Annotated in this window: 13 protein-coding genes; all 13 read right to left on the bottom strand. The window is 55.8% G+C overall.

The genetic code is table 11. The annotated features are described in order from the left end of the window. Positions 1–120: 120 nt before the first annotated feature. Positions 121–507, bottom strand: coding sequence for a nuclear transport factor 2 family protein (locus C0039_RS09065; protein WP_075999976.1), 387 nt, complete (start codon positions 505–507; stop codon positions 121–123). Between the two features lie 138 nt (positions 508–645). After that, complete coding sequence (locus tag C0039_RS09060; RefSeq protein WP_075999975.1) at positions 646–1,479, bottom strand: enoyl-CoA hydratase/isomerase family protein; 834 nt, start codon at positions 1,477–1,479, stop codon at positions 646–648. Positions 1,480–1,606: 127 nt separating this feature from the next. After that, the gene (locus C0039_RS09055) at positions 1,607–2,539 is read right to left on the bottom strand and encodes a TIGR03619 family F420-dependent LLM class oxidoreductase (RefSeq protein WP_075999974.1); all 933 of its coding nucleotides are present in this window, start codon (positions 2,537–2,539) and stop codon (positions 1,607–1,609) included. Between the two features lie 172 nt (positions 2,540–2,711). Further along, positions 2,712–5,042 (bottom strand): TonB-dependent receptor, encoded by a 2,331-nt coding sequence (locus C0039_RS09050; protein WP_101517888.1) that lies wholly within the window; start codon positions 5,040–5,042, stop codon positions 2,712–2,714. A 288-nt stretch (positions 5,043–5,330) separates the two neighbouring features. Further along, the gene (locus tag C0039_RS09045; RefSeq protein ID WP_101517887.1) at positions 5,331–6,551 is read right to left on the bottom strand and encodes a CaiB/BaiF CoA transferase family protein; all 1,221 of its coding nucleotides are present in this window, start codon (positions 6,549–6,551) and stop codon (positions 5,331–5,333) included. Further along, on the bottom strand, positions 6,544–7,776 hold the full coding sequence (locus tag C0039_RS09040) for a CaiB/BaiF CoA transferase family protein (protein ID WP_075999971.1): 1,233 nt from the start codon (positions 7,774–7,776) through the stop codon (positions 6,544–6,546). Before C0039_RS09040 ends, C0039_RS09045 begins: the two co-directional genes overlap by 8 nt. A 50-nt stretch (positions 7,777–7,826) precedes the next feature. Continuing rightward, positions 7,827–8,597, bottom strand: coding sequence for a DUF2889 domain-containing protein (locus tag C0039_RS09035; RefSeq protein WP_165787078.1), 771 nt, complete (start codon positions 8,595–8,597; stop codon positions 7,827–7,829). Between the two features lie 50 nt (positions 8,598–8,647). After that, the gene (locus C0039_RS09030; RefSeq protein ID WP_075999969.1) at positions 8,648–9,799 is read right to left on the bottom strand and encodes an acyl-CoA dehydrogenase family protein; all 1,152 of its coding nucleotides are present in this window, start codon (positions 9,797–9,799) and stop codon (positions 8,648–8,650) included. Between the two features lie 100 nt (positions 9,800–9,899). After that, entirely contained in the window at positions 9,900–10,388 is a 489-nt protein-coding gene (locus C0039_RS09025) for a hotdog family protein (protein WP_075999968.1), read from the bottom strand. Next, positions 10,385–10,909 carry an FAS1-like dehydratase domain-containing protein gene (locus tag C0039_RS09020; protein WP_075999967.1) on the bottom strand — a complete coding sequence of 175 codons (525 nt, stop codon included), beginning with the start codon at positions 10,907–10,909 and terminating at the stop codon, positions 10,385–10,387. Before C0039_RS09020 ends, C0039_RS09025 begins: the two co-directional genes overlap by 4 nt. A 13-nt stretch (positions 10,910–10,922) precedes the next feature. Next, positions 10,923–12,083 carry a CaiB/BaiF CoA transferase family protein gene (locus C0039_RS09015; protein ID WP_075999966.1) on the bottom strand — a complete coding sequence of 387 codons (1,161 nt, stop codon included), beginning with the start codon at positions 12,081–12,083 and terminating at the stop codon, positions 10,923–10,925. 26 nt (positions 12,084–12,109) lie between these two features. Next, a complete protein-coding gene (locus C0039_RS09010) occupies positions 12,110–13,288 on the bottom strand; it encodes an acyl-CoA dehydrogenase family protein (RefSeq protein WP_075999965.1) in 1,179 nt (392 codons plus the stop codon). A 206-nt stretch (positions 13,289–13,494) separates the two neighbouring features. Then, positions 13,495–14,748, bottom strand: a complete 1,254-nt coding sequence (locus C0039_RS09005) for a CaiB/BaiF CoA transferase family protein (RefSeq protein ID WP_075999964.1) — start codon at positions 14,746–14,748, stop codon at positions 13,495–13,497. Positions 14,749–14,831: the final 83 nt, after the last annotated feature.

Below are 14,831 nucleotides of genomic sequence, written 5' to 3'. Positions count from 1 at the left end.
CAGCACCACACGCGGCCACGGCCAGCAGGGTTGAGACAAGCAATATTCGCAGCGTTGCGGAAATGGTAATCATGAGCTCGCTCCCGGTATGTTCCGTCTCTGGAAATACGTCCACCGTCGTCAAGCCGACAACTGATCCAGCATTTCGCCCATCTTCATGTGCACCGCATTGATGGCCTTGAGTGGGCGCACCATCACCTTGAACTCGCTGATCTTACCCTCTTCGTTGAACGTCATGATATCCACGCCGTTCACCTGCAGGCCATCTATTTCGCAGGCAAACTCAAGCACCGCATGATTACCGCTGACCACTTCCTTTACATAGTGGAAGCCGTCTTCAAGCACGTGCATCGCCCCGGTCAGGTAAAGGCGGGTAATATCCCCCCCTACCTGGGGCGTATGCACTACCGGCGACAGGAATACACAATCATCTGCGATCAGCTCGTTCAGCATCTCAGCATCACCGCTGGCAACAAATCCATGCCAGCGCTTCAGGGTATCGCTCATTTCCATTCTCCGGCTATCGGGCATCCGCCCCGGAAACCGTATGGTAGGTCAGCAGCGGCCACTTTCCAAGCGCGCCTGATACGGGCGCCGCGAGAGATCAGGGGCTGAGCGAGTACCGAGATTGCGCATACGCGCTGACTAGTTACCTTTGTATTCGGGTTTTCGCTTCTCCATGAAGGCAGCCGTGCCTTCCCTGGCATCGTTGGTCGACGCCACAATCACGCCGGCGATTCCCTCATAGTCGAGAATGTCTTCCAGCGTCGCGCCCTGGGCAGACATATGAATCATTCTTCTGGACATGTCTATCGCCACACTGGCCCGGCCCGCCAGTGACTTCGCGTAGTCCAGCGCCGCGTCATAGGCCTTACCCTCCTCCACAAGTTCGTCGAGTAGACCCAACTCCTTGCAGCGTTCAGCTTCAAATATCTGCGCCGTTTCCACCATCATCAGTGCGTTGGGAAGGCCCACGATCCTGGGCAGGAAATATGACATACCGCAATCTGGCGCGACGCCAATGTTGGTGAATATCGCCGCCATTTTTGTCGTTGTATCACCGAATCGCCGGTCACAGGCCAGCGAGTAGGCCAGACCCGCGCCCACCGCGGGGCCGTGTATTGCTGCAATGACCGGCTTGTCGACATAAATCAGTTGGCGTGCCACTTCGAAGAATGGCCCACCTGGCGTTTTACGCTGTGAACGAGGAATAGGACGCGAGGGATCAGAGGTTCCCGGCATCGGGCGGTCGCTGTCACCGGAGATAAAATCGACATCCCCACCAGCACAGAATGCACGCCCGGCACCATGGATGAGGATAGTGCGCACCTCATCATTGAAACGCAAGGATATCAGTAGCTGGGACAACTCTTCCGCCAACTCCCAACTCACCGCATTAAGCTTCTCCGGACGATTGAGTGTAATGATCCCCACACTGTCTTCTACACGAAACAGGATCATGTCTTGTTCACTAGCCATTGCTTTTCTCCAGTCTTTGTTTCATTACCGAATATCAAGGACTAAACAGCCGGATCAACGCTGGCCTCCCGCTATCGAGCGCGTACGCGGCACCACCTGCAAAAGCCAGAACAGGGGGCAGCGCCACCTAGATGAAATTAGGAATAATATCCTCGTCGAACCAGGCCAACCAGTCCAGGCACTGCTCAAAGGTTTCAACTTTGGGTGGCATCACCTGGGCAACGGTAGCACCGGCGTTTTGAAGCCACTCGATCTCACGCATCACCGCGTCACGGTCTGACTCTATCAGGGTATCGGCAGTTTCCCGGTGAGAGTAGTCCTCCACCTGATATTCCGTGGTAGGCATCACTATTTCGAAGCGGTCTTTCTTCTCCTCATATGCGGGCTGCTCGCGAATATACTGCAGGCAGTCTTCGAACTGGTCATGGGTTATCAGCCAGGGAATCCAGCCATCGCCATGCTCTACCGCGCGGCGCATCGCCAGTTTGGTGTTGCCGCCGATGAAAATCGGCGGATGGGGTTTCTGTACGGGTTTGGGGTCCATCACAATGTGATCAAACTGCGAATAATAACCCGAGTAATGTGGATGATCCGACGTCCAGCATTCTTTCAAAACCTGCAGGTACTCGTCAGTAATCTTGCCGCGGGCTTTAAATGGGATACCCAGCATCTGGAACTCTTTTTCAAGATGACCAGGCGCAGTGCCCAGGGTAAAGCGCCCACCGGCGATAAATTCGATCGTTGATATTTGTTTGGCCAGCATGAGTGGATTTCGATAAGGCAGCACCAGCACGTAAGTAAGCAAGTGTATACGCTCGGTCGCACCGGCCAGCACCGCACAGGCAGCGACGCCTTCGGGAAAACGACTGCCCATGGATTCACACATATCCTCAGGCATGAATACGTGTTCGGGCACGGTCAGCCACTGCCATTTCTGCTTGTCCGCCGCCCTGGCGAAGCGCAAAATTTCATCCCCGGCCGCCGTTTTTTCCCAGGGAGCCATGGACGCCGGGTAGTTCAGGAGCCCGGGGGTCGCCAATGCGAATTTCATTGCTTTCATAAGGTCGCTTCCATTACCAGCCTGGCATTCTGCCTATCGCTTCCGTTCGAGTTGAACGCGGGTACAAGCCTGCCTGGCGGGTATAAACAATCTAAAAAAGGTGTGTCACGTATCACCATATTGTTGCGGGCATGCTGCTGGCCCCTGCCAGGGGGCCAGCGTCAGTTGGCCGCTATTGCAAGGTACCAAAGCGATAGATCACATCCACACCATAAGTGCGAGGCTCACCAAACTGCCCGATGGCCACGCGCCCTATACCACCAAAGGCAGGGTCGCCACCGTCCACTTCATAACCGCCGATCCTGTACTCTTCGTCGGTGGCGTTCTTGACCCAGGCCGCGATGGCCAGAGTGCCATCACCTATTGCAATATCACCGTATGTCAGGCGCGCATTGAGAACGTCATAGCTGCTCTGGGTGAGGTCATCGTTACCACTCACTTTCGGTGTAACATGGATCTTGCTCTGCCCCGACCAATCCACACGGCCGTAAAGTCTGCCGTTGTCAGTGAACTGCGGGAACGCATAGCTGACCGAAACGTGGTAATTGTTCTCGGGCGTGAACTCAAAGGCACGATCATCGGAGATGTCACTGATTGCTCCGCTTATCGGGTCGAATGAACTGAAGGTATCGTAGTCCGCATCTGTGTAGCCATAACCCACGTTGACATTCAGGTCCGGGGTCAGCTGCGCAATAAACTCCAGCTCAAAGCCAGCCACCGTCGCATCTGCGGCATTCTGAATCACTGATGAGAACCCGGACTGCTGGTTGCTGGGGTCCACCGCGTTGACCTGTGACTGCATATCGCTGAGCTCCTCGTAGAAAGCCGTGGCGTTCAGCCGTATGCGGTTATCCCACAACATTGATTTGACACCCACTTCGTAACTGTCGACTTCCATGTCGTCGTAGGGGCCCCATTGCAGTGGTGTGGCGCTGCGCGCATTAAAACCACCACTCTTGAAGCCCTTGGCATAGGTCGCATAGGCCATCACGTCCTCTCCCAGGTCGTAGCTTATAGAGAGGCGTGGCGAGGTATTGGTTGCGTCCACCTTTGTAGGGTAAGCCTGTGGGAATCCGCCAAAGGTCTGCGTATACGTATTCAGGAATACAAATCCGCTGGGGATATCGGTCACAGTGTGGTTCTGTTCCCTCTCCTCGTCGGTGTAACGCAGGCCTGCCGAAAGCGCCAGTCTGTCGGTGAGATGCATTGTCACTTCGGTAAACAGCGCCCAGCTGGTATTGTCAATTTCTGTCAAATACTCTACGTGCGCCGCGAATGCGTTAATTTCCTGGTTATTGGTGTAGGTACCCTCCTCATTGAAGTAGAAAGCGCCCAGAACGATATCTCCAAAGCCATTGCCAAAGCTACCGCTGAACTGCACTTCCTGACTAAAAGCGTCATAGTCAAATATATCGTTGGAATAGATAAAGGGGCTGCTGGCACCGGAGGAGTTATTGAGCATGTCGTTGTCAACCTCGCGATAGCCGGTGATCGACTTGACCGCCATACCCTCAAGACCGCCACGATCCTGCAGTTCGAAATTCATGGTCAATGAGTGAGCCATCATGTCGACTTCACTATGGGATGCACCAAAGGTACGAACCTTGTCGGCGTAGTCCGGGCGCACGTCCTGGGCAAACAAGTCTCCCAAACCAAATCCGCCGACTTCGCCTGTCGCGCTGACAATTTGTGAGGCCAGCGGTTCTTCATCTTTCTCCTGCCAGTCGAAGGCGTAATCGATGGTTACGGTATCACCGGGCAACCAGCGCAGTGCTGCGTGAATCGCCTGGTTATCCTCTGACCAGCGATCATCACCCATGGTGTTCTCCACAAAGGGGTCACGGCTCTTATAAAGGTACGACAGGCTGCCTGCCAGCGTGTCGGTGATCGGGAACTCGATAAAGCCCTTGGCATCAAGCCGGTCAAAATTTCCTGCAGTCAGCGTGGCAGTACCACCCCACTCACCACTGGGCTTGCGCGTGTGCAGCAATACCGCTCCGCCCAGCGTATTTTTGCCATACAGCGTGCCCTGTGGCCCGCGCAGAACCTCAACACGCTCCAGCTCTGTCACGTCGAACAGCGAGCCGATGGACTTGCCCACGTAGACGCCATCCAGGTAAATCCCCACCATGGGGTCCTCGGTAATCGTAAAGTCGGTACGACAGAGACCGCGCATGCAAATCAGCACGCCATCGTTACCACCGGTATTGGGTTGTACAATGAGGTTGGGAGTCAGCTCGCTGAGGGCGGCAACGTCGGTAATGCCAATCGCCTCAATGTCTGCTTGACTGAAGGAGGTAACCGAAACGGGGACATCCTGCAGGCTTTCACTGCGGCGCCGGGCGGTAACAATAACCTCCTCCAGCGCACCAGCGGTTTCCTGTGCATAAACCGAAGCCACACCAGGCACCATACTGCCAAGGACGACCGCCGTGCAGAGGAAGGATCGGGCGTAACTGAACGGTGCCCCTGTCAATTGATTTGTTGCGGTAGCGAATTTCATAGCATCATTCTCCCTGGAATGTAGTTATGTGTTTGCAATGTTCCTGACGAAGCCAAAGCATCAGCCAGAGTGAGTCTATTTCCCCGATAAAGCTGAACTGTTCATGCAGCGCCCCGGGGCACCGCACTAAAAACAGTCTAGTTGTTGTCGGCCTGCAGGAATGCTCCGGCTCATCTCAAATTGGGACAAAGCTGTATGAGAGCTGGACATTCTTCATTGGTCGCTAAGCCTGACGGCTTGTGCGGCGCTCGCATGGCATATCTTGCAATGTCTGTGTGCATGTGGCGCTCAATAAATCACTTTCGCATCGACCAGGCTTGCGTAGCGCTCCGCATCCATGCCGAGAATATCCTTGAACACGCGCTCATTGTCCTGACCCAGCCAGGGACCCGGCTTCACATCTGCCTCTGTACGACTGGTTTTGACATAGGCACCGTAGATAGTCTCGCTGAATCCTAACGGGTGCGTGACCTCCACGTATGTACCTCTCTCCCGGTAGTGCGGGTTGTCCAACAAGTCGGCAATGTTGAGCACCGGGGCTGCCGCCACGCCGTGTGCCTGCAGCTCTTCCGCCAGCTGAAAATCATCCGACGCGGCAGTCCATTCCGCCAGCCGGCGGTGCAGCGCGTCGATATTTTCCACGCGCTGAACAAGTGTCGAGAACTCGGGGGCGTCGGCCCAGCATGGCTTACCCATTGCCACCTGCAAGGACTGCCACTCCGTTTCCGACGGTACGGCGATACTGATCCAGCGATCATCACCCGCACAGGGAAACACACCGTGCGGAGCCGCCGCAGCAACCGGGTGCTCATTTCCCTTTGGCCCTGCAACCCGGCCATTGAGTTCATAGTCCATGTAGTCCGGCCCGATCATCTGCATGATGGCCTCCTGCTGGGAGAAATCCACGTGCTGGCCCTGCCCGCTGTTATCGCGGTGATTCAGCGCTGCCAGTATTGCGAACGCACTGAAAATGCCGACAAACGGGTCGGAGTATGCATTCTCCACAGGCACCGGAGTCCCTCCCTTGTAGCCGACAAGACTATCCAGACCGGTGATTGAAGTCAGACTGAGGCCATAGGTGCGCACATTTTTCATCGGGCCATACAAGCCTGCACCAGGCATGGAGCAAAGAACGACATCCTTTTTGACCTTGCACAACTCAGCGTAACCAAAGCCCATGTTCTCCATTACGCCGGGACCGAAATTCTCAATCACCACATCAGCTGTGGCAATCAGGTCCAGCGCCAGCTGCCTACCCTCGGGTTCCTTCAGGTTCAGTGACACGGAACCGTTGCCCGCCCAACATGCATGATTGGACAAACTGCGATTGAAGCCCGGCTCGCCCTCTGCGTAGGGAGGCAGGTTGCGGGTCATGTCCACGCGCGCCTGGGACTCGACCTTCAATACTTCAGCACCAAGAAAAGCCAGCGTCTGGCCAGTCACCGGACCCGCCCAGACCCAACCGAAGTTAACTACGCGTATACCTTTAAGTGGTAGTGCCTTAGCCATTGCCTGCTACCTCCCCAATTGCGCCTTCACGCCTGAGCTGATCGATCTGCACAGCCGCCAGGCCGAGAATTTCTGCGTAGACCTCCTGATTGTGTTGACCCAGCAATGGCGCCGGTGTCTTCGGTCCGCCCGGACTCGCCGGCAGCTTGAATGGCGCGCCCATGTTTCTCACCCGGCCCAACTCGGGATGCTCCATATCAACAAAGAAATCTCGCGCTGCAAGGTGGGCCTGTTGCGCGGCCTCAGCGACTGTAAATACAGCACTGATAGGGCAACCCGCCGCCTGGCATTTCTCCATAATTTCCATCTTGCCGTGTTGCAGTGTCCACTCCTCGATAAAGGGGTAGATAATGTCGGCGTTCTGGGCACGCGTCAGCATGTCGTCGAACAGCTCCATGTCCGCCCATTCCGGGTTGCCCATCACCTTCTTGAGTCCCTGCCACTGGCCCACCTCCAGAGCGAGCATCCACACGTGTCCGTCTTTGCAGGGCATTATCGTTGCCGGTGCGCCCAGTGGCATACCGATGCCGGTACGCTTGTCGAACCTGCCGTCCTGAGCGTAACCCCCGATATTCTGACCACCGACAAAAGTAGCGGCTATGGCTTCAGCACAGGATACGTCCACCAGCTGCCCTCCCCCGGCCAGTTTGCGGCCATACACCGCCGCCATTCCCCATGCTGCACCGCTGACCGCGCCAAAATAGTCGGCAGCAAATGTCCCGTGCTCTAGTGGCATCTCACCCGGACGCCCACAGTAACGACTGCTGGCGCCGGAGAGATGATAGGCATTAAGGTCGTAAGCGTTCCAACCACTGTAGGGCCCCGTTTGTCCAAAAGGGGTAATCGAAATGACGACAAGGTCTTTATTGACCTGGGATATCTGCTCGTAGTCCAGGCCCCACTCCCGCATCTTTCCCGGCAGGTTATTCTCGATCAGAACGTCTGCCCACTCCAACAGACCCAGGAATAGCGCCCTGCCAGCCTCGTTGGTGACGTCGCAGGTAACACCGCGCTTGTTGGTATTGTTGATGAAATACAGGCCACTTTTTTCCGCATGCGGCACGTCGTCGGGAAATGGTCCCGTGCGCCGTGCGGCGTCGCCCTCTGGCAGTTCCACCTTAATCACATCCGCACCGTAGTCGCTGAACAACTTTGCACAGAATGGCGCCGATACCATCTGGCCAAAATCGACAACCTTTATTCCAGCCAGAGCTCCACCCGACATATTATTTCCTCGCTTCCATTTAACACCCAAAGATGCTGGCTGACCTGCGTTTATAAAAATCGGAGCAGCTGTTCTGCTCCGGTGGAAAAGTCCCTTGCCATACCATGCGTATGCACAGCGTTTTCCACCACCCCTTTATTGTATGAATAACAGGCGCCGTCCGGCATATTGTCTGCCGTTGCCGGGCGTCCACCTGCACGCATGTAGTCCTGCCGTCGTACCTGGGCAACAAAGTAGCCGCGCTGCAAGACCTGGGCGGCCTCCAGTGAATCGTCGGCAAATGCCGCACACGCCCAGCGGTAGAATCCTTTCTGCAGGGTCATGCCCGCATGGGGTGATGGCTGAATAAGCTGATGCTCACGTACCGTCCATCGATGAACGGGTACACCGTCGCAAGCGACTTCGATTTCCACGCCGCCACCGGAATCATCAGGAACAGTTATGTCATACACCCTGCTATCCGCCTCACGCACTGCATGCGCCATCGCAAGCAGGGTCAGGTCATAAAGGTGTGTGCAGTTCTGGCCGGGATCCAGCAGGGCACGCAAAGACGATGCGTCAACATCCAGGGCACTGCCAATCAAGGGGTGCAGCTTTTCTACGGCCGCAGGACAGGTATCGAAAGGGTAGCGCAGCGGCTCAGCCATCACCTCAGTGACGGTGGCCCCGTCATGTGCCAGAAAAAGACGGAAGGCATGGGTGACATCCTCCAACTCGGCGCGCACACCACTGCGGGTCTTTTGCAGAAGAATACGGCGTCGGTATACACCCTGACCGTAGCCCTGGTTGCCGCTGTCGACATTTTCCGCGTTGCTATTCAATTGGCATTCCACGGGTCACTGGAACTTTCGGCCAGGCGCCGCTGACCCACCTAAACCTTGAATGGATTCACGATGGTGATAGCGTCGGTATCGAGAATGTCTGCAGAAATCATGTCTTCCAGGGTCCTCGAATCAAGCCAGTTCATCTGCTGTTGTTTGGCGCGTCTGAAATACAGTTGGATATCGTATTCCATGGTGAAGCCGTAGCCACCGTGAATCTGCTCGCACTTTGCCGTGGCATCCCTGTTTGCATTGCAGCAGAATAATTTGGCCATCGGCGCCAGACGGGCAACGGACTTGCCCTCTCTGTGTGCCCAGGCCGCCTCCCAGACCAGCACCTGTGCGCCGGTAATATCGACCTGCGCATCCGCCATGTAGTGGGCCAGCGCCTGAAAAGCGCCAATAGGTTTGTCAAACTGCTCCCGTTCGTTAGCATAACGCACGGTGATATCCAGCGCCTGCTGGGCCGCGCCCACTGCGTAGGCAGCCTGCAGAATGCATCCATCCATCAATACGTCATGCCAGTTTGACCAGCCCCCGGAAAGCTTGTTGGCGGCGGGTACTGCAACATCGGTGAACGTGACTTTGTACTGAGTGTCGTATGCCATTGAGCGTTGTTGCTCCAGGGTGACACCCTCAGCATCAGTATCCACCAGGAACAGGTCAACGTCTGCTTCCGCATCGCCGGTGCGCGCAAGCACAAGGAGCTTCTGCGCTGCCCTGGCGTAAAACACATGGCGCTTGACGCCATTTAATACAAAGGTATCGCCATCATTCTCCGCACGCATTTGCACACCCAGCGGCCCGAACCCGTTGTCAGGTTCCAGCCACGCTGGTGCCACGATTAGCTCACCGCTGCCCATGGCAGGAAATAGTTCGGCCTTTTGCTGTTCACTGCAGCCGCGGCTGATCGCGCCAACAGCGATGACAGAGCTGACGAAATGCGGGCCAGGTGCCAGACCACGCCCCAGTTCTTCGTAGATTAACGCACAATCGACCATGTCGAGACCTATGCCGCCGTACTCCTCCGGCAACATCATCCCCGTCAAGCCCATCTCGCTCATCTGCTGCCAGAGTCCGGTAGGAACGCCGATTTTGTCGTGCTCCATCTCACGCACCACCGCCGTGGTGCTGTGATCTTCGACCATGCTGCGGACCATGTCCCGAAGGATGTGCTGTTCTTCTGTAAATTTGAGATCCATTGATGATGCCTCTTGAAATATCTCTCGCTGGAATTGAGTAACAGGAAATTCTCTGGCCTGTCGATTATCGGTTTAAGCAGCACAAGGCTGATTGCTCAGTTCATGGACGCCACTGGTCGCCCTTTCTTGCCCACGGGTTATCACTTGCGTCTTCGGGAATGGCTACCCTGGCCTCGCAGGACGTCGACACTTCTCCGTCTACTGAGACGCACACATTCAGGTCCAACCAGCAGCAGCCTGCTGCGTCAGTGCTGACGTTCTTCACCGAGCCGGACATAAGCATCTCATCACCGGGAAAAACCGAGCTGTTCATCCTGAACTTCATTCTGCCCAGCCGGCCGAAAGGACCTGTCCAGTCTGTGATATAGCGCTCGAACCAGGCAGCGTTATTGGGCGTGTTGATGAAAATATCCCTTACGCCATTTCGGTTGACCGCGAAATCCCGGTCATGGTGCATGGGGCGCCAGTCGCGGCTGGCCAGGGCACCCAGCACTACCGTTGTCGCCGTCACCGGCACCGTCAAAGGAGGCAGCTCGTCACCCACTGATACCTGCGCCGCCGTAAGTTTCGGGTTAAGGTTTGCACTCATTGCGCGGGCCTCCGATATCCAAAACAGTTATAGATGTCCGTGCCCACATGCTCGTCGTGCTGATTGAAGCAGTGCACTTCGATAACCCAGAATCGACCTGTACCGACGCGTGTCTTTTTAACCTCACTGACCGAGGTAAGAACCTGATAGGTGCGCAGTTTGTCACCCATCTTCACTGGCACCCCGAAAATACTCTCGTTCCCGCCTATGATGGCCTCGGGCAACTCCATAATCCGTTTCATATCGAAGTGCGACTGCAGCGCGGTGCGTTCCCCCTCAAAACCCGGCGACCAGTAATGTGGCCTGAACCAGACCGAGAGCATGGTCGGCGGTGCGATCTGGGCACCCACGACCTGTTCTGCAAAGGACTTATCCCAGTACAGCGGGTTAGCGTTCTGCACCGCGGCGAGCGTGTTGTATACGTACCCCATCTCGATTTCGAACTCGGTCTCCTCTTCGTACTGGTGCTTACCGATGAGATCGAGAACTTGCTGCGGGATGTCCGCGTTGGTCTCAGGCATTCTGCTGCCCCCCTTACTCGACACAGCCGCTGTCTTTCAAGCGCTGTATATCTTCATCACTGAAGCCAGCGGCGAGCAACACTTCATCTGTATCGGTGCTGCCTTCAGCGGACACCTGATGTACAGGCTGCCTGCGCTCACAGCCTGCAAGCACCGGTGCCAGCTGACGGAACTCACCCTCCTGCGGATGATGCGCCCGCATGAAGGTATTGCGTGCCTGCAGGTGTTCATCTTCAACTACTTCCGAGACAGACAGCACCGGCGCAACGCAGGTGTTCTCCGCGGCCATTCTTTCGGTCCATTGATCTCGCGTGAGCGTAAGAAATTTCTGCTGAAAAGCAGCTTTCATCGCCGCCTGCCTGCTGTGGTCATACTGCGCGTCATTAAACTCCTCGAGTTCAAGCAAACGACAGAGGTTCCTGAAAAAGTGCGGCTCGATGGCGCCTACGGAAACAGCCCCGCCGTCCTTAGTCCCATACAGGCCATACCAGGCATAGGCCCCGGTAAGCACAGCTTCATTGGGCCTGGTCTCCACACCCGTTGCCGTGTACTGGTCCAGGTAAAGCGACATCAGAGTCAATACACCGTCTGTCGCGGCGACATCCAGATACGCACCTTCGTTGTTACGAAAGCGGTTGAGCAGTGCAGACATGATCGCCATCGCGGCATGCATCCCGCCCCCTGCGCTGTCCGCGACTGTCGCTCCGGGAATGGCGGGAAGCCCATTGGCGTCCTTGCCGCTGCAGGCAAGAAATCCGCCTACGGCAAGATAGTTGATATCGTGGCCCGCCCACTGCGCATAAGGGCCTTCCTGACCATAGCCACTGGTAGAGCAGTAGATGATGGCGGGGTTGAGCTTGCGCATATCTTCATAGCCGACACCGAGGCGTGCGGCCACTCCGGGGCGGTAGCTTTCCATGATCACATCGACGCTGCTTGCCAACTTATAAATAGTTGCCCTGCCGTCCTCTGACTTGAGGTCAACGCGAATACGCTGCATGCCTCGTCCAGCGCCGTAGGCGTGATAGACCGGGTCGATCTGTTTTCCACCGCTGGCCACAACCGGGGCCACCTTGACGACATTCATGCCGTAATCAGCCAGAATACGCGACGCCCGGGCCGCAGGACCCACGCTGGCGAAATCAAGAATTGTCAGGCCGTCCAGAAAAGCCATGTCTCAGTCCTTATCCGGTGGTGTGACTAGAAGTTTTTCGGCAGACCCAGCTTGCGCTTGGAAATGATGTTCCTCTGTACCTCAGACGATCCGCCGCCGATAGTGTCGATTACTGTATAGGTGTAACAACTCTCCGCACGCCCATTGCCAGGCGCTTCTTCAGTGCCGAGTGCAAGTTGGGCACCGGGCCCCATAATATCCATGGTTGCATTGGCCACTCGCAGCGAGAGTTCCGTGGCATACAGCTTGTAGGCAGATGCCTCATAAGTTGGCGTGCTGCCAGACACTGCAGCGTCGACAAACTTGACGCCCAACAGACGCGCTACCTCACACTGAGTAGCCAGCTGTGCGACGCGCTGGCGAATGACGGCGTCATCTTTCAACGGCTTGCCGTCGCGGGTTGCCGTTTTCACATAGTCGCACAACAACCTGACCCGCCCGAGAATGGGCGAGATCGTAAACAACGTGAAACGCTCTATATCCAGGGCTTCGGCTATGTATTGAAATCCTTTGTTTTCCTCCCCGACCATGTAGTCGTCGTGGACGAATACATTGTCGAAGAACACCCCGTTGGTGCGCTCACCACCCATGGTAGGCATGGGATGAATGGTCAGGCCGGGATCATCCATGCGTATCAGGAACAGGGATATACCGAAGTGCTTTTTTACATCGGGGTTAGTGCGGGCACCAACCCAGTACCAGTCGGCAAAATGTGCTGACGTGGTAAAAATCTTCTGGCCATTAAGTACCCACCCGTCACCTTTACGCTCAGCTTTTAGGCGCATCGCCGCAGCATCAGAGCCAGCATTGGGTTCGGAATAGCCCACAGCAAATTCAACTTCAGCACTGAGAATCTTGGGTAGAAATTCCTTTTTCAGCTTTTCCGAACCAACGTTAATCAAGGTCTTACCGACAATACCCACGCCCTTGCCGATCTGGGGGGCACCAACTGAGGAAAGTTTCTCGTTGAGCAGGAACTCGTAGAAGCCCTCGCCATCCTGGCCGCCGTATTCCTTGGGCCAGGTAATGCCCAGCCAACCTTTCCTGGCGAGCTTTTTCATAAAGGCGCGGCGCTCTGGCGTATCCGCTACCTGCGCCATATTCTCACGGGTCACATCCATGACATCGATATGACGGTTTTCCTCCAGGAAATCATCGACCTCTCTGAGGAACTGGCACTCTTCTTCGGAAAATTCAAAATTCATGGTTTTTGTCTCTGTGATAAATGGTTTCTATTCCGGTGAGAAAAAGTTAACCCGACCTATACGTTTCAGACGTGGTGTTAATTTTAGCCGGATGTCTTTCTTTTGGCAGTGCCCGGGCAAGTCTGAACCGGACGAAAGAATGTCAAAAAGGGACAGCCCGCGCACCACTTTGCGGTGGCGCTACGAAGCCAAATATCCCTACGCTTTCATTGCTCTCCATCACCGTCAGGCCCTATCGCTCCAGCATTGCGCAAGGCATCAATTCGGCTCTGTGGATAACCAAGTACGTCTTTCAGTACCTCCTCCGTATGCTCACCAACGGTTGGTGCACGGGACGGCGTTGGCAACTCCTCTCCAGAAAAATGTACAGGAAATGCGAGCATATCCGCGCCATGCTCCTCGTGGGGGAGTATCCTGAATCGTGCCTGGAACTGGGGATCTTCAATAATATTTGCAGACGTGTTTACCGGTGCAATCGGCGTATTCTGCTCGGCGCTGAACCCCAGCCATTCCTGTGATGTTCTGGTCTTGAAGATATCCCTTAGCTCCGCCTGCAATTCTCGATTCCCCGGCGCGTGATCGGCGTATTTTGAGCCCGGCCATTTTTCGAACAGGTCAAGCCTGTCCACACCGGCACAGAAGTTCTTCCAGAATGCCTGCTCCGATGCCATAAACAGGACATGACCATCGGCGGATTCATATAACTGGTAGCGTACGCCCGCTTTCATACCGGCAGTAGCAACAGGCCGGCGCTTGTAATTGTCAGCCTTGTTTCCGGTGACCACATCTTCCGGCCGGGCGTAGGCCATGTGGCTCTCGATGCGATACCAGTCAAAGAAAGCAGCGGCGTCACTTTGCCCAAGTTCCATTTCGCAGCCTACACCTGTCTCACGGGCCCGCAGCACCCCCGCCAGCATGGCCAGCCCGCCCACAAACGGGGCCGCGGCGATACCAACAGACACGTGTTCGGGGATATAGCAGAAGCCCTCTTCATCGTAGGCAGGTGTCACCGCACCGGACCACGTATCATAGGCAATACCATGTGAGGGCATGCGCTGGTAAGGCCCCGTTGCCCCATACCCTGAAATATTGATGAACACGATTTCAGGGTTGACCTCGCGCAGGTCTTCAAAGCCAAGCCCCAATTTTGCCAGGGCGCCGGGGCGCATGGTCTCCACCACGACATCCGCATCCTTGACCAGATCCTTATAAACGGCTTTACCCTCTTCCGTTTTCAAATCCAGCACGATGCTTTTCTTGCCACGGTTGAGGTGATAGTGCATCAGTGAGACGCCTTCGATGATTGGCCAGGTCATCTCCCGGATGTAATCGCCTGCAGGCGATTCAACTTTGATGACCTCTGCGCCCAGGTCGGCGAAAGAGGTGGTTAGCGCAGCCGGCCCCAGCAGGGAGCTTTCGATAATGCGCAAATCGGCCAGGGGGGGATGACTGTCTGCCATATGGGAGATTCCTCTTTAATCACTTATCCACGGCGGCCTCTTGCACACTTGCGCGAGGGCCCGCCTATCCATGGATTCAAGAT

It is taken from the genome of Pseudohalioglobus lutimaris, assembly GCF_002866825.1.
Lineage (GTDB): Bacteria > Pseudomonadota > Gammaproteobacteria > Pseudomonadales > Halieaceae > Halioglobus > Halioglobus lutimaris.
Note: the sequence above shows the minus strand (reverse complement) of the source record. Positions and strands in the feature narration are given on the sequence as shown.

Excerpts from the sequence above, each read along its gene's own strand:
- C0039_RS09065 (WP_075999976.1), bottom strand. The coding sequence starts at position 507 with ATGAGCGATACCCTGAAGCGCTGGCATGGATTTGTTGCCAGCGGTGAT.
- C0039_RS09060 (WP_075999975.1), bottom strand. The coding sequence starts at position 1,479 with ATGGCTAGTGAACAAGACATGATCCTGTTTCGTGTAGAAGACAGTGTG.
- C0039_RS09055 (WP_075999974.1), bottom strand. The coding sequence starts at position 2,539 with ATGAAAGCAATGAAATTCGCATTGGCGACCCCCGGGCTCCTGAACTAC.
- C0039_RS09050 (WP_101517888.1), bottom strand. The coding sequence starts at position 5,042 with ATGAAATTCGCTACCGCAACAAATCAATTGACAGGGGCACCGTTCAGT.
- C0039_RS09045 (WP_101517887.1), bottom strand. The coding sequence starts at position 6,551 with ATGGCTAAGGCACTACCACTTAAAGGTATACGCGTAGTTAACTTCGGT.
- C0039_RS09040 (WP_075999971.1), bottom strand. The coding sequence starts at position 7,776 with ATGTCGGGTGGAGCTCTGGCTGGAATAAAGGTTGTCGATTTTGGCCAG.
- C0039_RS09030 (WP_075999969.1), bottom strand. The coding sequence starts at position 9,799 with ATGGATCTCAAATTTACAGAAGAACAGCACATCCTTCGGGACATGGTC.
- C0039_RS09025 (WP_075999968.1), bottom strand. The coding sequence starts at position 10,388 with ATGAGTGCAAACCTTAACCCGAAACTTACGGCGGCGCAGGTATCAGTG.
- C0039_RS09020 (WP_075999967.1), bottom strand. The coding sequence starts at position 10,909 with ATGCCTGAGACCAACGCGGACATCCCGCAGCAAGTTCTCGATCTCATC.
- C0039_RS09015 (WP_075999966.1), bottom strand. The coding sequence starts at position 12,083 with ATGGCTTTTCTGGACGGCCTGACAATTCTTGATTTCGCCAGCGTGGGT.
- C0039_RS09010 (WP_075999965.1), bottom strand. The coding sequence starts at position 13,288 with ATGAATTTTGAATTTTCCGAAGAAGAGTGCCAGTTCCTCAGAGAGGTC.
- C0039_RS09005 (WP_075999964.1), bottom strand. The coding sequence starts at position 14,748 with ATGGCAGACAGTCATCCCCCCCTGGCCGATTTGCGCATTATCGAAAGC.